This is a genomic window from Streptomyces sp. NWU339 (genome assembly GCF_003143855.1).
GTDB lineage: Bacteria > Actinomycetota > Actinomycetes > Streptomycetales > Streptomycetaceae > Streptomyces.
Genome location: NZ_QFRK01000055.1, coordinates 1 through 16504, shown reverse-complemented (window position 1 = coordinate 16504; position 16504 = coordinate 1). Strand labels below are relative to the sequence as shown.

The 16504-nt window shown below is 71.3% G+C and carries 18 protein-coding genes; 5 read left to right on the top strand and 13 right to left on the bottom strand.

Annotation, left to right across the window (positions count from 1 at the left end; all coding sequences use genetic code 11):
• Positions 1-19: 19 nt before the first annotated feature.
• From DIZ27_RS36970 to DIZ27_RS36960, 3 genes are all read right to left on the bottom strand, one after another.
• Positions 20-1060, bottom strand: coding sequence for an NUDIX hydrolase (locus DIZ27_RS36970; RefSeq protein ID WP_109382767.1), 1041 nt, complete (start codon positions 1058-1060; stop codon positions 20-22).
• 139 nt (positions 1061-1199) lie between these two features.
• A complete protein-coding gene (locus tag DIZ27_RS36965; RefSeq protein ID WP_109382766.1) occupies positions 1200-1391 on the bottom strand; it encodes a hypothetical protein in 192 nt (63 codons plus the stop codon).
• 77 nt (positions 1392-1468) lie between these two features.
• Entirely contained in the window at positions 1469-2422 is a 954-nt protein-coding gene (locus DIZ27_RS36960) for an ROK family protein (protein ID WP_109382765.1), read from the bottom strand.
• A gap of 211 nt (positions 2423-2633) precedes the next feature.
• On the opposite strand from DIZ27_RS36960, the gene DIZ27_RS36955 reads away from it, so the two are divergent.
• Together DIZ27_RS36955 and DIZ27_RS36950 are read left to right on the top strand one after the other, a co-directional pair.
• The gene (locus DIZ27_RS36955; RefSeq protein ID WP_181383874.1) at positions 2634-3710 is read left to right on the top strand and encodes a LacI family DNA-binding transcriptional regulator; all 1077 of its coding nucleotides are present in this window, start codon (positions 2634-2636) and stop codon (positions 3708-3710) included.
• 7 nt (positions 3711-3717) lie between these two features.
• Positions 3718-4545: a hypothetical protein gene (locus tag DIZ27_RS36950; protein WP_109382764.1), complete on the top strand. Its 828-nt coding sequence runs from the start codon at positions 3718-3720 to the stop codon at positions 4543-4545.
• Between the two features lie 18 nt (positions 4546-4563).
• Here DIZ27_RS36950 and DIZ27_RS36945 read toward each other — a convergent pair whose 3' ends face one another.
• Positions 4564-5868, bottom strand: coding sequence for a DUF6986 family protein (locus DIZ27_RS36945; protein ID WP_109382763.1), 1305 nt, complete (start codon positions 5866-5868; stop codon positions 4564-4566).
• Between the two features lie 219 nt (positions 5869-6087).
• On the opposite strand from DIZ27_RS36945, the gene DIZ27_RS36940 reads away from it, so the two are divergent.
• Positions 6088-6993 (top strand): endonuclease/exonuclease/phosphatase family protein, encoded by a 906-nt coding sequence (locus tag DIZ27_RS36940; RefSeq protein WP_109382762.1) that lies wholly within the window; start codon positions 6088-6090, stop codon positions 6991-6993.
• A gap of 101 nt (positions 6994-7094) precedes the next feature.
• Here the strand turns inward: DIZ27_RS36940 and DIZ27_RS36935 are convergent, their stop codons facing one another.
• From DIZ27_RS36935 to DIZ27_RS36920, 4 genes are all read right to left on the bottom strand, one after another.
• Positions 7095-8057, bottom strand: coding sequence for an electron transfer flavoprotein subunit alpha/FixB family protein (locus tag DIZ27_RS36935; protein ID WP_109382761.1), 963 nt, complete (start codon positions 8055-8057; stop codon positions 7095-7097).
• 66 nt (positions 8058-8123) lie between these two features.
• A complete protein-coding gene (locus DIZ27_RS36930) occupies positions 8124-8912 on the bottom strand; it encodes an electron transfer flavoprotein subunit beta/FixA family protein (RefSeq protein WP_109382760.1) in 789 nt (262 codons plus the stop codon).
• Between the two features lie 219 nt (positions 8913-9131).
• On the bottom strand, positions 9132-9650 hold the full coding sequence (locus DIZ27_RS36925; protein ID WP_109382759.1) for a flavin reductase family protein: 519 nt from the start codon (positions 9648-9650) through the stop codon (positions 9132-9134).
• A gap of 81 nt (positions 9651-9731) precedes the next feature.
• Entirely contained in the window at positions 9732-10118 is a 387-nt protein-coding gene (locus DIZ27_RS36920; protein WP_181383873.1) for a thioredoxin family protein, read from the bottom strand.
• Between the two features lie 372 nt (positions 10119-10490).
• On the opposite strand from DIZ27_RS36920, the gene DIZ27_RS36915 reads away from it, so the two are divergent.
• Positions 10491-11219, top strand: coding sequence for a 1-acyl-sn-glycerol-3-phosphate acyltransferase (locus DIZ27_RS36915; RefSeq protein WP_109382757.1), 729 nt, complete (start codon positions 10491-10493; stop codon positions 11217-11219).
• A gap of 108 nt (positions 11220-11327) precedes the next feature.
• On the opposite strand, the gene DIZ27_RS36910 is transcribed toward DIZ27_RS36915, so the two are convergent.
• From DIZ27_RS36910 to DIZ27_RS36900, 3 genes are read right to left on the bottom strand one after another with little or no spacing between them, the layout of a single operon-like run.
• Positions 11328-12401 (bottom strand): low specificity L-threonine aldolase, encoded by a 1074-nt coding sequence (locus DIZ27_RS36910; RefSeq protein WP_109382756.1) that lies wholly within the window; start codon positions 12399-12401, stop codon positions 11328-11330.
• Positions 12398-13144 (bottom strand): SDR family NAD(P)-dependent oxidoreductase, encoded by a 747-nt coding sequence (locus tag DIZ27_RS36905; protein ID WP_181383877.1) that lies wholly within the window; start codon positions 13142-13144, stop codon positions 12398-12400. The genes DIZ27_RS36910 and DIZ27_RS36905 overlap by 4 nt, the downstream gene beginning before the upstream one ends.
• Before the next feature lie 38 nt (positions 13145-13182).
• Positions 13183-14580, bottom strand: a complete 1398-nt coding sequence (locus DIZ27_RS36900) for a DUF6421 family protein (RefSeq protein WP_109382754.1) — start codon at positions 14578-14580, stop codon at positions 13183-13185.
• A gap of 252 nt (positions 14581-14832) precedes the next feature.
• Here DIZ27_RS36900 and DIZ27_RS36895 point away from each other — a divergent pair, with 252 nt between their 5' ends.
• Complete coding sequence (locus DIZ27_RS36895) at positions 14833-15516, top strand: glycerophosphodiester phosphodiesterase family protein (protein WP_109382753.1); 684 nt, start codon at positions 14833-14835, stop codon at positions 15514-15516.
• A 6-nt stretch (positions 15517-15522) separates the two neighbouring features.
• Here the strand turns inward: DIZ27_RS36895 and DIZ27_RS36890 are convergent, their stop codons facing one another.
• A complete protein-coding gene (locus DIZ27_RS36890) occupies positions 15523-16065 on the bottom strand; it encodes a GNAT family N-acetyltransferase (RefSeq protein ID WP_109382752.1) in 543 nt (180 codons plus the stop codon).
• Between the two features lie 73 nt (positions 16066-16138).
• Positions 16139-16504, bottom strand: a 366-nt coding sequence (locus DIZ27_RS36885) for a transposase (protein WP_181383872.1), incomplete at its 5' end; no start/stop codon positions are given.

Genomic DNA, 16504 nt, shown 5'->3' with positions numbered 1-16504 from the left:
GTCGTCCCGCGTCCTCTCCTCAGCCGACCGGTATCCCTGCTTCCAGGTACATGGCCTTCCCGCGTTCCCGTGCCCGCAGGGCGCGGCGGAGGCGCTCGTAGCGCACCGGGGGCAGCATGTCGGCGGCCTCCGTCTCGGAGACGAAGCGCCAGTCGCGCAGTTCGGGGCCGGGCAGCAGCAGCCGCGCGGCGTCGGCGGCGGCGAGGCGACCGCCGTCGAAGAGCAGCCGCAGACCGCCGTAGGCGGGCGGCGCGGGTGGTTCCCAGTCGACGACGAGCAGTGCCGGCACGTCGTCGAGGCGGATCCCGGTCTCCTCGGCGACCTCGCGCATGCCCGCCCGCGCGGGTGCCTCACCGGGTTCGACGACCCCGCCCGGGAACTCCCAGCCCGGCTTGTAGGTCGGGTCGACGAGGAGCACTCTGTCCCGCTCGTCGAAGAGGAGGACACCGGCGGCCACGGTCTCGGCGGTCGGCTCGGGTGTCTGCACGATGTCGCAGGCGGGCACCTCTCCGTTGCCGACCGCCTCGGCGATGCGGACGGCGGTGGCGTACGGAGTCAGCGGGCCGGTGTCGACCGGGTAGGCGTCGGCGGTGAGCCAGGAGGCCAGGGCCGCCCGGTACGGCTCGATGTGGTCGTAGGCCCACTGCCGTACCCGCATCTCGCCGTCCGGGAGGTCCGGTGGGACCTCCCGGCCCGCTATCCGCTCGCGCAGGATCGTTTCCGCCGGAGTGAGGAGAACATGCCGGACCGGAATGCGGCGGGCCGCGAGGCCGCCGAAGATCTCGTCCCGGTACTCCTGTCTCAGCAGGGTCATCGGAACGACGAGGGTCCCGCCGAGTTCGGCGAGCATCGCCGCCGCCGTGTCGATCACCAGCCGACGCCATATGGGAAGGTCCTGGTAGTCGCCGACCTCGGCGAGGTGTTTGGGCGGAAGCAGATGGCCCAGCGCCCCGCCGATGACCTCGGGGTCGAAGAGCGTGCTGTTCGGGATCAGTTCGATCAGTTCCCGTGCGGTCGTCGTCTTGCCCGCACCGAACGCACCGTTGATCCAGACGATCACGGTTCCCCCTCTTCTGTTGGCCCCCTGTGGCTTGCCCGCTCCACCCTGCCACGGAAACCAGCCCCAGTTGAGAACGCACACCGACGGCGCCGACGCCCCCTTCCGAGGCGTCGGCGCCGTGGATTTCGTGGTGGGCCCGTCAGCCCCTGGCCTCCCGGTCGTCGTCGGCGAGGACCGGGCTCTCGTCGGCGACGGTCTGGTCGAGGGTGCCGAGGGTGTCGCCGACGGGAAGGCCGTCGAGGCTCTCACCGAGCGCGTGCGACGGGGTGATGGCCGCGACGACGAAGCCGGTGGCGAGGGAGGCGATGGCGAGCATGCTGCGCTTCTTCATGCCGGGCTCAACTGCCGAAACCGCCTCGGGGTCACGCGGCGCGGGGAATACGGCGTGGTGCGTGGGGCCGCCCGCCCTCAGACGCCCGCGGCGGCCGGGGCCTTCCGCTTCGCCAGCGCCGCGGCCGCCGCGCCCACCAGGCCGGCGTCGGTGCCCATCTGCGCCGGTGTCACCACGAGCCGCTGGACGAAGGACAGGGTCGCGTACTCGGCCAGGGCCTGCCGCAGCGGCGCGAAGAGGACCTCGCCCGCCTTGCCCACTCCCCCGCCGACCACGGCGATGTCGATCTCGACGAGGGTCGCGGTGGCCGCGATCCCGGCGGCCAGAGCCCGCGCGGCCCGGGCGAACGACGCCACGGCCACCGGGTCCCCGGCCCGGGCGGCGGCGGCCACCGCGGCGGCGGAGGTGTCGCCGTCCGGTCCGGGGCGCCAGCCGTTCTCCAGGGCCCGTCGGGCGATGTTGGGTCCGCTCGCGATGCGTTCCACGCAGCCGCGTGAGCCGCACGGGCACGGGTCGCCGTCGAGATCCACGCTGATGTGGCCGATGTGCCCCGCGTTGCCGGTCGGCCCGGGGTGCAGCCGGCCGCCCAGCACCAGCCCGCCGCCGACCCCGGTCGAGACGACCATGCACAGCGCGTTGTCATGGCCGCGGGCGGCGCCCTGCCAGTGTTCGGCCGCGGTGATCGCCACACCGTCGCCGATCAGTTCCACGGGCAGCCCGCCGGTCGCCGCCCGGACCCCGGCGACCAGCGGGTAGTCGCGCCAGCCGGGCACGTTCACCGGGCTCACGGTGCCCGCCGAGGCGTCCACGGGGCCCGCGCTGCCGATGCCGACCGCGCCCGCGTTCTCCCACAGCGGGGACGCGGTGAGCTCCGCCAGCACCGCCTTGACCTCCCGCATCACGGTGTCGCCGTCCTCCTCGGCGGGCGTCGGCCGCTGGGCACGGACCAGGATCCGGCCACGGCCGTCCACCAGCGCGCCGGCGATCTTGGTACCGCCGATGTCGAGCGCAGCCACGAGGTCGGTGTGCATGAGTGTCGGATCTCCCCGTCAACCATCAGAAACGCGCCGAAATGACCCATGCCCGGCCAGGAACCGACACACAGGGCGAGCCACACCTCGATCTCGCGGTGATCTGCGGGCCGGAGTGCGCGGTGGACAGTGTCCCCCGAGCCTGACAACGTTGTCCAGGCCCTATGCTCGACGCCACATCCTCATACAAGCCCATGGATCCACGCATCCCATGATCGACAGGACAGGACACCGCACCGTGCCGGAGACGCCCCGTCGCACCAACCGCCTCTCAGGGTCCCGTTACGGCAACCGGCCGACCATGAAGGACGTGGCGGCCCGCGCCGGGGTCGGCCTGAAGACGGTCTCGCGAGTGGTCAACGGCGAGCCCGGGGTCACGCCGGAGACGGAGCGCCGGGTGCAGGAGTCCATCGACGCCCTCGGCTTCCGCCGCAACGACAGTGCCCGGGTGCTCCGCAAGGGCAGCACCGCCAGTGTCGGCCTGGTCCTGGAGGATCTCGCGGACCCGTTCTACGGTCCGCTGAGCCGGGCGGTCGAGGAGGTCGCCCGCGCGCACGGCGCGCTGCTGATCAACGGCTCCAGCGCGGAGGACGCCGACCGCGAACAGGAGCTGGTGCTGGCGCTGTGCGCCCGCCGGGTGGACGGGCTGGTGGTGATTCCGGCCGGTGACGACCACCGGTACCTCGAACCGGAACTCAAGGCGGGCGTCGCCACGGTCTTCGTGGACCGGCCGGCCGGCCGCATCGACGCCGACGTCGTCCTCTCGGACAACTTCGGCGGTGCCCGTGACGGCGTGGCGCATCTGATCGCCCACGGGCACCGGAGGATCGGTTTCATCGGTGACATGCCCGGCATCCACACCGCGTCCGAGCGGCTGCGCGGCTACCGCGCCGCCATGGAGGACGCGGGCATACAGGTGGAGGACGCCTGGATCTCCCTCGGCGTCACCGACCCCGAGCGGGTGCGCCGGGCCACCGAGGAGATGCTCTCCCACCCGGACCCGGTCACCGCGGTCTTCGCGGGCAACAACCGGGTGACCGTCACCGTGATCCGGGTCCTGACCGAGCAGTCCCGCCAGGTCGCGCTCGTCGGCTTCGACGACATCGAACTCGCCGATCTGCTCCAGCCGGGCGTCACGGTCGTCGCCCAGGACGCGGCGGCCCTCGGCCGGACCGCGGCCGAGCGCCTCTTCCGCCAGCTGGACGGCACCCTGCTCGCCCCCGAGCGCATCGAGCTGCCGACCCGGCTGATCACACGCGGCTCCGGCGAGCTGCCCCCGGCGGACTGAGCCCGCGGTGTCCACCGAGGACCGCACCGGCGACCCGGGCCCCGCAGGGCGCACCCTGCGGGCGCTGGGCCTGGCCGAGGCACCGCGTGAGCATCCGTTGCTGTATCCGGGGCCGTGGCCACGGGAGTCGGCGCTGCTCGACGGGGACCGGCTGCTGCCGCTGGACCGCCTGGTCCACGAGGACCGGGCGCCCGTCCTCGCCCTCGGTTCCAACGCCAGCCCCGGCCAATTGCGGTACAAGCTGGCCCTGTTCGGAATTGCCTCACCCGTTCCCATGGTGCGGGCCCGGGCGTCCGGTGTCGACGTGGGTGTCTCGGCGCATGTGAGCCGGATGGGCTATGTGTCCGCTTCTCCGGTCAGGGCCCCTGGTGTCGAACGGGAGTTGTTCGTGATCTGGCTCGACGCCGAGCAGCTCTCGGTGATCGACGCGAGCGAGGGCGTGCCGCTGCCGGACGGCAACTACGACCGCGCCTGGCTGCCCGCACCCGACGTCCGCGTGGAACTCCCCGACGGCACCCCGCTCCACGGCGCCCACGCCTACGTCAACCGGCACGGCGTCCTCCACGACGGCACCGGAGCCCCGCGCACCCACTGCGGGCAGCGCCCCCTGCTCACCGAACTCCTCATGGGATCAAGGATGTTGCGGGAACTGTTCGGCGTCTCCGCCGAACAGTTCAGTGCGCGGGCCCGTGCCGACCGGCTGCTGTGCGCACGGGGCACGCGGGTGTTCGCCGAGGAGCACCTGGTGACGGCGTCGGGTCTGGAGCGGTACGTACGGTCTCAGCGGACCGGGAGCCCGGGCACCGGTGCGTCGTTGTCGCCGCCCCGCATGTAGCCGACGCCGACGACGGGGCTACCGGGCGGATGCCTCCAGGTTGCCGCGGCGCGGGGGCGCGAAGCCCTCCAGGTCGGCGCGGGTGAGGCCGGTCGCCCGCGTGACCTCGGCGATGTCCAGGGCGCCGCAGTCCAGGCCGCGCAGCAGGTGCCCGGCGAGGGCCTTCGCGGTGGCGGGCTCGTCCATGACGTCACCGGCGGTCCGGGCGACGTACCGGGCGAGCCGGGCGGCGGCCTGCTCGAAGCCCTCGCGGTAGAAGGCGAAGACGGCCGCGTAACGGGTGGGCAGGTGACCGGGGTGCATGTCCCAGCCCTGGTAGTAGGCACGGGCGAGGGCGCGGCGGGTGAGGCGGTGGTGCAGCCGCCAGGCCGCGTGGACCTGTGCGGTCGGGCCGACGGGCAGGACGTTGGTGGAGCCGTCCGAGACCCGTACGCCGGTGCCCGCGGCGGCGACCTGCATGACGGCCTTGGCGTGGTCGGCGGCCGGATGGTCACTGGCCTGGTGGGCCGCGGAGACACCGAGGCAGGCGCTGTAGTCGAAGGTGCCGTAGTGCAGTCCGGTGGCGCGGCCCCCGGCGGCCTGGATCATCCGGGCGACGGTGGCGGTGCCGTCGGCGGCAAGGATGGCCTGGCTGGTCTCGATCTGGATCTCGAAGCCGAGCCGGCCGGGCTCGAGACCGCGCGCCTTCTCGAATGCCTCGAGGAGCCGCACCATGGCGGTGACCTGCTCGGGACAAGTGACCTTGGGCAGTGTCAGCACCAGCCCGGCGGGCAGCGGGCCGGCCTCGGCCAGGCCGGTGAGGAAGATGTCGAGGGTACGGATGCCCCGGTCGCGCACGGCGGTCTCGAGGCACTTCATCCGGATGCCCATGCAGGGGGCGGCCGTGCCGTCCCGGTACGCCTCGGCGATCAGCCGGGCCGCACGGGCGGCGGTCTCGTCCTCCTCGGCGTCGGGGCGGCTGCCGTAGCCGTCCTCGAAGTCGACGCGCAGATCCTCGACGGGCTCGCGCTCCAGCTTCGAGCGGACGCGACCGTACACGTCCTCGGCGAGTGCGGGGTCCAGCCCGATGGCGTCGGCGAACGAGGCTGCGTCCGGGGCGTGTTCGTCGAGCGCGGCCAGGGCCTGGTCGCCCCAGGAGCGGAGGGTCCCGGCGGTGAAGGCGTCACCGGGGACGTAGACGGTGTGGACGGGCTGACGGGTGCCGGGGTCTCCGGGGTAGCGCCGCTCCAGTTCGGCGTCGACGGGCGCCAGGAAGGCGCCGATCTCCGCGCCGACGGCGTCCGTGAGGCTCGTCGCGACCTGCTCCTGCCGGTCCTGGGTCATCCCACACCCGCCCCATCTTCCGCGGCACGGAATCAACAATCCGTTGAACGAAGCTATCGGGCGGTCTCCGGACCGGTCAACACCGTCTTACGCCCCGCTCGCGCCCCGATCCACTCCACCGTCTCGGCATGCCCCCCGTGCATCTGGCACTGTCTGTATGCGCTTCCTCCGTCCGACTCGCCCGGAAAACCGCCGCACGGCACCAGCGAAGGAGCCTCTGTGCCGAACCACAGCCGAGTCACGCGACGCCTGGGACTGAGAACCGCGCTCGCCGCCTCCGTCGCGCTCCCGCTCTCCAGTACAGCGCTGCCTCCCGAGCCCGCCTCGGCCCGGGGACGTCCGGGCCGGCCGCTGGAGGTCATGTCGTTCAACCTGCGCTTCGCGAGTACGGCGGAGCCCCACAGCTGGGCCGCCCGCAGACCCGTGACACGCCTGCTGCTGCGCCGCGAGCAGCCGCACGTCATCGGCACCCAGGAGGGCCTCCACCAGCAACTGCGCGACATCGAGGCCGACCTGGGGCCGTCCTACGGCTGGATCGGCACCGGCCGGGCGGGCGGCAGCCGCGACGAGTTCATGGCGGTCCTCTACGACACCCACCGGCTCGCCCCGCTGGAGTACGACCACTTCTGGCTGTCCGACACGCCGTACACGATCGCCTCGAACACCTGGGGCAGCGCCCACCTCCGCATGGTCACCTGGGTCCGCTTCCGCGATCTGCGCGCCGGTGACCGGGAGTTCTACGTCCTCAACACCCACCTGGACAACGCCAGCCAGTACGCACGCGAGCGGGCCGCCGCCCTGATCGCCGAGCGCGTCGCCGGGCTCGCGCGCTCCCTGCCGGTGGTCGTGACGGGGGACTTCAACGTCGCCGCCCACGGGAACCCGGTGTACGACACGCTGCTGGGCGTCGGCCTCGTCGACACCTGGGACGCGGCGGCCGACCGGGGCGAGCCCTACGGGACGTTCCACGGGTACGGGCCGCTGGTCCCGGGCGGTGCCCGCATCGACTGGATCCTGACCACACCCGGCGCCACGGTGCACCGCGCCTCGGTCAACACCTTCGCCCTGGACGGCCGGTTCCCGAGCGACCATCTGCCGGTGCAGGCGTCGCTCACCTTGGGGTAGACGGCGCCGTACCGGAACAGGAGGTGCCGGGACAGGCCGAGGCCCCCACGACCACGGGAACTCGAGGTGCGGTCGCGGGGGCCTCGTACGGTACGGGGGGGTCAGCCCTTGCGGGCCTTGATCTCCTCGGTGAGCCGCGGGACGACGTCGAACAGGTCGCCGACCACGCCGTAGTCGACCAGGTCGAAGATCGGCGCCTCGGCGTCCTTGTTGATGGCCACGATCGTCTTCGAGGTCTGCATGCCCGCCCGGTGCTGGATCGCCCCGGAGATGCCGGCGGCCACATACAGCTGCGGCGAGACACTCTTGCCGGTCTGGCCGACCTGGCTGGTGTGCGGGTACCAGCCCGCGTCCACCGCSGCMCGCGAGGCCCCCACSGCCGCGCCCAGCGAGTCGGCCAGCGCCTCGATSACCGCGAAGTKCTCCGCGCCGCCCACCCCGCGGCCACCGGAGACCACGATCGCGGCCTCGGTCAGCTCCGGACGGCCCGTCGACTCCCGCGGCGTCCGCGCCACGACCCTGGTGCCGGTGGCCTGCGCGGAGAAGGTCACCGACAGCGCCTCCACCGCACCGGCGGCCGGGGCCGGCTCCGCCGCCGCGCTGTTCGGCTTGACCGTGATGACCGGGGTGCCCTTGGAGACCCGGGAGCGGGTGGTGAAGGCGGCGGCGAACACCGACTGCACCGCGACCRGGCCCGCCTCGGACGCCTCCAGGTCGACGGCGTCGGTGATCACGCCCGAGCCCAGGCGCAGCGCCAGGCGGGCCGCGATCTCCTTGCCCTCGGCGGACGAGGAGACCAGCACCGCGGCCGGGGAGACGGCCGCGGCCGCGGCCTGCAGGGCGTCCACCTKCGGCACCACCAGGTAGTCGGCGTACTCGGCGGCCTCGTGGGTCAGCACCTTCACCGCGCCGTGCTCGGCCAGCACGCCGGCGGTGGCGGCGGCACCCGCCCCGAGGGCGACGGCGACCGGCTCGCCGATCCGGCGGGCCAGCGTCAGCAGCTCCAGGGTCGGCTTGCGGACCGCGCCGCCGGCGTGGTCGACGTAGACGAGAACTTCAGCCATGGGACTTCTTCTCTCCTGCTTGCGAAGATTTCGGGGGGGCGGGAAGCGAGCTCGAGCCTGGTGGCTCTAGACGAACTTCTGGCTCGCGAGGAACTCGGCGAGCTGCYKGCCGCCCTCGCCCTCGTCCTTGACGATCGTGCCCGCGCTGCGGGCCGGGCGCTCGGCCGCCGACTCGACCGCCGTGTAGGCGCCGGCCAGGCCGACCTCGTCGGCCTCCAGGTCGAGGTCGGACAGGTCCCAGGCGGTCACCGGCTTCTTCTTGGCCGCCATGATGCCCTTGAACGACGGGTAGCGGGCCTCGCCCGACTGGTCGGTGACCGACACGACGGCCGGCAGGGACGCCTGCAGCTGCTCGGTGGCGGCGTCGCCGTCCCGGCGGCCGGTGACGGTGCCGTCCTCGAGGGMSACCTCGGAGAGCAGGGTGACCTGCGGCACGCCCAGGCGCTCGGCGAGCAGCGCCGGGACCACGCCCATGACGCCGTCGGTGGAGGCCATGCCGGAGATGACCAGGTCGTAGCCGGCCTTCTCGATCGCCTTGGCCAGCACCAGGGAGGTGCCGATGGCGTCGGTGCCGTGCAGGTCGTCGTCCTCGACGTGGATCGCCTGGTCGGCGCCCATGGACAGCGCCTTGCGCAGCGCGTCCYTGGCGTCCTCCGGGCCCACCGTCAGCACGGTGATCTCCACGTCGTCGTCGGAGTTCTCCGCAATCTGCAGCGCCTGCTCGAYGGCGTACTCGTCCAGCTCGGAGAGCAGRCCGTCCACGTCGTCGCGGTCGACGGTCAGGTCCTCGGCGAAGCGCCGGTCGCCCGTGGCGTCGGGCACATACTTCACGGTGACAACGATCCTCAAGCTCACGCCGGCTCTCCTACTGCATCGTCATTTCTGGCTGCCTGCCTTCAGGCAGCATAAGCGCCTCAAACGGCCGTTCCCGATCGGGGCGAAGCACTCTTCCCAACTAAATATTACTCGCCAGTACACCCAGTTCTTTCCCGCTGAGCAAGCGCTTTGAACTGTGACCTTCGCAACGCAGCGTAACCGGAACCCGACGGGCCCGCAGCAGGGAGCCCGACTAGGTCAGTCACGCAGTGCGCGGAAACGGCCCTGATGGTGGACAAGGGGCCGACCGGAGCCGGTGTGGTCGCCGAGCAGGACCTCGGCCAGCACGATCCGGTGGTCGCCGGCGGGCACGCGGGTCACCACCGCGCACACCGCCCGGGCGAGGACGTCGTCCAGCACGGGGACGCCCTCGGGGCCCTCGTGCCAGGCGGTGGCCGCGCCGAAGCGGTCGGCGCCGGGGCTGGCGAAGGTGGCCGCCAGCTCCCGCTGGTGCTCGCCCAGCACATGGACCCCGACGTGCTCGCTCGCGGCGATGGCGGGCCAACTGGCGCCTCCGGTACCGACACCGAAGGAGAGCAAGGGGGGCTCGGCCGAGACCGAGGCGAGGGAGGTGGCGGTGAAGCCGACCGGGCCGGACTCCCCGCGCGCGGTGATCACCGCCACGCCCGCCGCGTGCTGCCGGAAGACGGAGCGCAGCAGCTCCGGCGAGGCGGGCACCCACCGGGGGTGAAGGAGTTCCGAGTACTCCGAGAACATGGTGTCAGGCTGACGACAGGCGCCACGTACCGTCAAGTCGGTCCCGGGATGTGGGAGATGACCCACGGTGGGGCGTCCCCGTCACACCGCCTCCCCCAGCGCGGCGATCACATCGGCCTTGCGCGGCTGCCCGGTGGCCCGCCGCACGACACGGCCGTCGGCGTCGAGGACCAGCACCGTCGGCGTCTTGAGGATCTCGAGTCGGCGCACGAGGTCCAGGTGGGCCTCGGCGTCGATCTCCACATGGGCCACGCCCGGGACCAGGCCGGCCACCTCGCCGAGCACCCGCCGGGTCGCCCGGCAGGGAGCGCAGAAGGCGCTGGAGAACTGCACCAGCGTGGCGCGTTCACCCAGTTCCGCGCCGAGCTCCGGCGCTCGGAGCCGCTTGCCGTCGTCCCGCCCGCGCACCCGTACTCTCCCGCTCCGCCGCCGCCGCGGCACTCCGTGGGCACTCGCCGCCGCGAGCACCAGCACACACCATCAGTCCGGTCAGTCCGGTCATCGACTCTTCGTAGCGTTCACGAGACCGCAAAGATTCCCCGGCGCCCCGTACGGGTTTTCCGTACGGGACACGTGATCCATGGACATCGACGCGGGAGGACCGCGAGATGTACCTGCTTCTGCGGCGGATGACAGTGCGCGCGGGGTAACGGCGACGCAAAAGCCCGAGGTGGATCAAGGGGGTGGACGTGACAAGAATCTCGCCGCAGGCGGCCGTCAGGGCTGGTCCGCCGGTCGTTCTTGGGGCACCATCAGCGACGAGCCGTAAACCTACGGCTGCGTAACTTCGGCTGGGAGTCCCCCTACCCAGGCAGAGACAGGAAGGGTTCCACCGCACCCATGGCAGAACTCGTCTACCGCCCCGTGATCGGTTTCGCCCAGACTCTGTTCAAGGTGTGGGACCTCAAGATCGACTGCCGGGGTTCGGAGAACATCCCGCGATCGGGCGGCGCCGTGCTGGTGAGCAACCACATCAGCTACCTGGACTTCGTCTTCAACGGTCTCGCCGCCCTTCCGCAGAAGCGCCTCGTGCGCTTCATGGCGAAGGAGTCCGTGTTCCGGCACCGGGTCTCCGGTCCGCTGATGCGCGGGATGAAGCACATTCCCGTGGACCGCAAGCAGGGCGAGACGGCGTACGCGCACGCGCTCGACTCGCTGCGGTCCGGCGAGATCGTGGGGGTCTTCCCGGAGGCGACCATCTCGCAGTCGTTCACGCTGAAGAGCTTCAAGTCGGGTGCCGCGCGCCTGGCGCAGGAGGCCGGCGTACCGCTGATCCCGATGGCGGTGTGGGGCACCCAGCGGCTGTGGACCAAGGGCCACCCCCGCAACTTCAAGCGCAGCCACACCCCGATCACCATCCGTGTCGGTGAGGCGCTCGAGGCGTCCAGGGACAAGTACGCGGGCGCGATCACCCGGCAGGTGCGGGAGCGCGTCCAGGAGCTGCTGGAGGCCGCGCAGCGCGCCTACCCGGTGCGCCCCAGGGGCCAGGACGACACCTGGTGGATGCCGGCGCACCTCGGCGGAACGGCCCCGACGCCGGAACAGGTCCGCGCGGCCGAGGCACGCTGAGCCCGGACGAACCCCCTTCGAGAAGGGCGAGAACGGGGGGTTCACCCGCAAGAGCGCGGCCGATCGAGAGTCAACGCGTTCTCGATCGGCCGCACACCCACGCAGTGCCTACGCGCGCGCCATCTCCTCCTTGAGCGCCGCCACGAACGTGTCCACGTCGTCCTCGGTCGTGTCGAAGGCGCACATCCAGCGGACGTCGCCGGCGGCCTCGTCCCAGAAGTAGAAGCGGAAGCGCTTCTGCAGCCGCTCGCTCACGTCGTGCGGCAGGCGGGCGAAGACCGCGTTGGCCTGTACCGGGTGGAGGATCTCCACGCCGTGCACGGCGCGTACGCCCTCGGCGAGGCGCTGGGCCATCTCGTTGGCGTGCCGGGCGTTGCGCAGCCACAGGTCCCGGGCCAGCAGGGCCTCCAACTGCACCGAGACGAAGCGCATCTTCGAGGCGAGCTGCATGGACAGCTTGCGCAGGTGCTTCATGTGCCGGATGCCGTCCGGGTTCAGTACGACGACGGCCTCGCCGAACAGGGCGCCGTTCTTGGTTCCGCCCAACGAGAGCAGGTCGACGCCGGCCGCGTTGGTGAAGGTGCGCATCGGCACGTCCAGGGTGGCGGCGGCGTTGGCCAGCCGGGAACCGTCGACGTGCACCTTCATGCCACGGGCGTGCGCGTGCTCGCAGAGGGCACGGATCTCGTCCGGTGTGTACACCGTGCCCAGTTCGGTGGCCTGGGCTATGGACACCACCTGCGGCATGGCACGGTGCTCGTCCTCCCAGCCGTACGCCTGCCGGTCGATCAGCTCAGGGGTGAGCTTGCCGTCCGGGGTGGGCACGGTGAGCAGCTTGATGCCGCCGACCCGCTCCGGTGCCCCGCCCTCGTCCACGTTGATGTGGGCGCTCTCGGCGCAGATCACCGCGCCCCAGCGGTCGGTGACCGCCTGGAGCGCGACGACGTTGGCTCCGGTGCCGTTGAAGACCGGGAAGGCCTCGGCGGTGGGGCCGAAGTGGCTGCGGATCACCTGCTGGAGGTTCTCCGTGTACGCGTCCTCGCCGTACGCGACCTGGTGTCCGCCGTTGGCCAGGGCCAGGGCGGCGAGCACCTCCGGGTGGGCCCCGGCGTAGTTGTCGCTGGCGAAACCGCGGACGTCCGGGTCGTGATGACGACGTGCGTCGGTCCTGGGTGGGTTCACGGCTTCTCGGTGAGCCACAGACGGGTTCCGTTCACTTCCGCGGCGGGCTTGTCCCAGACGCCGGCGATGGCCTCGGCGAGGTCCTTGACGTCCGTGAAGCCCGCGAACTTCGCGTTGGGGCGGTCGGCACGCATCGCGTCGTGCACCAACGCCTTCACCACCAGGATCGCAGCCGCCGACGTGGGCCCCTGCTCGCCCCCCGCCTTGCGGAAGTAGTCGGCCATGGCCAGCGTCCACGCCTCGGCGGCGGCCTTGGCGGCGGCGTAGGCGGCGTTGCCCGCGGTGGGCTTGCTGGCGCCGGCCGCGCTGATCAGGACGTACCGGCCGCGGTCGCTGCGCTGGAGCGCCTCGTGGAAGGCGAGGGAGGTGTGCAGCACGGTGCGTACCAGCAGCAGCTCCAGCAGGTCCCAGTCGTCCAGTTTGGTCTTGGTGAAGGTTTCGCTGCCGCGCCAGCCGCCGACCAGATGGACCAACCCGTCGACCCGGCCGAACTCCTTTTCGGTGCGGGCGGCCCACTCGCGGGTGGAGTCCAGGTCGAGCAGGTCGACCGTGTCACCGGTGACGGTGGCGCCGCCGTGCGCGTAGCGCGCCGCGTCCACGGCCGCCGCCAGTCGCTCCGGGTCGTTGTCGGAGCCGACCACCGTCGCCCCCGCCTCGGCCAGCCTGAGCAGTGCCGCGCGCCCCGCGGGTCCTCCTGCGCCGGCCACCGCGATCACCGCACCGTCGAGCGCCCCGTTCCCCATGGTCATCGCCTCCTGAGCAGTGGTGTGAATGAGATCGCTCACGCGGCGACCCGCTCGGCGCTGTCCGCCGTGATGCCCCGGGTTGAAGCAATCACGTTCTTCAGCTTCTTGGACAGTGCCTCATAGAACATGCTCAGCGGAAACTCGTCCGGAAGCACGTCATCGACGAGTTTCCGCGGCGGCTGCGTCAGGTCCAGTGCCTCGGGGCCCTTGGCCCACTTGGATCCCGGGTGCGGGGAGAGGTAGGTGGAGACCAGTTCGTAGCCGGCGAACCAGTGGACGAGTTTCGGGCGGTCGATGCCGTCGCGGTACAGCGTCTCGATCTCGGCGCACAGCTGGTTGGTGACCTGGGGGGCACGGTTCCAGTCGATGCTGAGCTTGTTGTCGGTCCAGCGGACGACATCGTGCTTGTGCAGGTAGGCGAAGAGCAGTTGACCGCCGAGGCCGTCGTAGTTGCGGACCCGCTCGCCGGTGACCGGGAAGCGGAACATCCGGTCGAACAGCACCGCGACCTGCACGTCACGTGCCTGCGGGACGCCGTCGCCGGCCAGCTTGACGGCCTCCTTGAAGGCGGTGAGGTCGCAGCGCAGCTCCTCCAGGCCGTACATCCAGAACGGCTGGCGCTGCTTGATCATGAACGGGTCGAAGGGCAGGTCGCCATGGCTGTGAGTGCGGTCGTGCACCATGTCCCAGAGCACGAAAGCCTCTTCACACCGCTTCTGGTCGTGCACCATCGCGGCGACGTCCGCGGGCAGCTCCAGGCCCAGGATGTCGACGGCGGCGGCGGTGACGCGGCGGAAGCGGGCGGCCTCGCGGTCGCAGAAGATGCCGCCCCAGGTGAACCGCTCGGGGGCCTCGCGCACGGCGATGGTCTCGGGGAAGAGCACCGCGGAGTTGGTGTCGTAGCCCGCGGTGAAGTCCTCGAAGGTGATGCCGCAGAACAACGGGTTGTCGTAGCGGGTGCGCTCCAGTTCGGCCAGCCAGTCGGGCCAGACCATGCGCAGCACGACCGCCTCGAGGTTGCGGTCGGGGTTGCCGTTCTGCGTGTACATCGGGAAGACGACCAGGTGCTGGAGGCCGTCCTCGCGGCCCGCGGCGGGCTGGAAGGCCAGCAGCGAGTCGAGGAAGTCGGGCACCTGGAAGCCGCCCTCGGCCCAGCGGCGCAGATCCTTCACCAGGGCCTCATGGTAGGCGCGGTCGTGCGGGAGCAGCGGGGACAGCTCGTCGAGCGCGTCGGTCACCCGGCGCACCTCGGCCTCGGCCTCGGTGCGGGCCGGGGCGTCCTCGGCGTCGAAGTCGATCGAGCCGTCCTTCGCCTGCCAGGGCCGGATCCGCTGCACGGCATCCTTGAGCACGGGCCATGCCGGGTGCTCGACCACCCTTGACACCGGAGGAACGTTCCTCTCCGCACCCACCTGCACAAGAATTTCCGTCATGTCCCATCCTCCGCCAAAGAAACTGCGTACGACGACCGTATACGTATGGGGTTTCTCCCAGCAAGGGGAGTCTCCGCAAATTATCCTGCGCCACCCCGGACATCACCGCATTTTTTCCTGCCCATCACACGGGTGGACGACACTCCTCAGAAACGATGTTCAGCGTCTGGACGGAACGGGCACAGGCGATACGGTCCAGGAGGGCCGTAGGGACGCGGCCCTGCGCCGCCGTCGACGGAAGCGAGTCGGATCTTGAACTTCCTCACCATCGGTCACCGCGGAGTCATGGGTGTCGAGCCCGAGAACACCATCCGGTCCTTCGTCGCCGCCCAGGAGGCCGGCCTGGACGTCATCGAACTCGATCTGCATCTGAGCAAGGACGGCGAGCTCGTCGTCATGCACGACGCGGAACTGGACCGCACGACGGACGGCACGGGTCCGATCGCCGACCGGACCGTCGCCGAACTGCGCGCCCTGGACGCCGGTCGCGGCGAGCACGTCCCCGTCTTCGAGGAGGTGCTGGACGCCGTCCACGCACCGCTGCAGGCCGAGATCAAGGACGTACAGGCGGCCAGGGCGCTGGCCGAGGTGATGAACCGGCGGGGCCTGGCGGACCGGATCGAGGTGTCCTCGTTCCACGACGACGCGATCGCCGAGGTCGCACGCCTGGTGCCCGGGGTGCGCACCGCGCTCGTCGCCAGCCGTTACGGCACGGACGTCGTGGAGCGGGCGGTCGGCGCCGGCGCGGCGACCGTCTGCCTGAACATCCGCCGCCTCACCCTGGAGATCGTCGAGCGGGCCCGCAAGGCGGACCTGAGGATCATCGGCTGGGTGGTGAACACGCAGGACCACCTCAGACTGGTCCGGGCCCTCGGGCTCGACGGCGCGACCACCGACTACCCGGAGATCAAGCGCACCGGCCGGTTCACCGCGTGAGGGCCGTCAGGCAAGTTCCTTGACCAGCAGTTCGAACCGCAGGTCGGCACGGAGCGGAATGCCGAACCGCTCGTCGCCGTACGGGAAGGGCGTGGTCCTTCCCGTACGGCGGTAGCCGCGCCGCTCGTACCAGGCGATCAGGTCCTCGCGCACCGAGATCACGGTCATGTGCATCTCGTTCGCGCCCCAGGTCTCGCGCACCAGCCGCTCCGCGTACGCGATGATCGCCTTGCCGAGCCCGGCGCCCTGGAGCTCGGGGCTGACCGCGAACATGCCGAAGTAGGCGTGGTCGCCACGGTGTTCGAGCTGGCAGCAGGCGACGACCCGGCCCTCGTGCTCCACCGTCAGCAGCCTGCTGTCCGGCGACTCTACGACCTCCCGCACCCCCTCGGGGTCGGTCCGCTGCCCCTCGAGGATGTCCGCCTCGGTGGTCCACCCGGTCCGGCTGGAGTCACCCCGGTACGCCGACTCGATCAGCGCGACGAGAGCGTCCACATCGGCGTCAACGGCATCACGGAAGGTCAGCGCGCTCTCGGTGACGGTATCCATGGGGCACTTCTCCGGTTTCTCGCTCGCCTCTTCATCACTTCGAGGCTGTCGCACAACTCCTGCCCGGTGAAGGTCAAGAGCGAGTTCTGGCCGTGTGGCTGAGCAGTTTGTTGAGGTTGTGGACCGTGCCGAGGAGCTTGATCTCGGCGTCCACGGCCGGGCGGCCGCGGTAGTTGAGGTGGCGCCCGAATCGCTGGAAGAGCTGGGCGAATCCCGGCTCGACCAGGGCACTGCGTTGCCGGTACTGGGCCCGACCGGTTGGGGTGGCGAGGCGGGCGGYCATCGCGTGCTGGCCGGCGCGGGCGTGTCGGCGCTTCGCGGGRAGGCCTGCCYGGTGGGCTTCGCTGGTGACCGAGACCAGCAGCGGAAGGGCGGTGAGGGCTTCGAAGGCGGCGGGGGGGGGGTATCCGCTGTCGGCGAGCCAGAGCTGGATGTCACC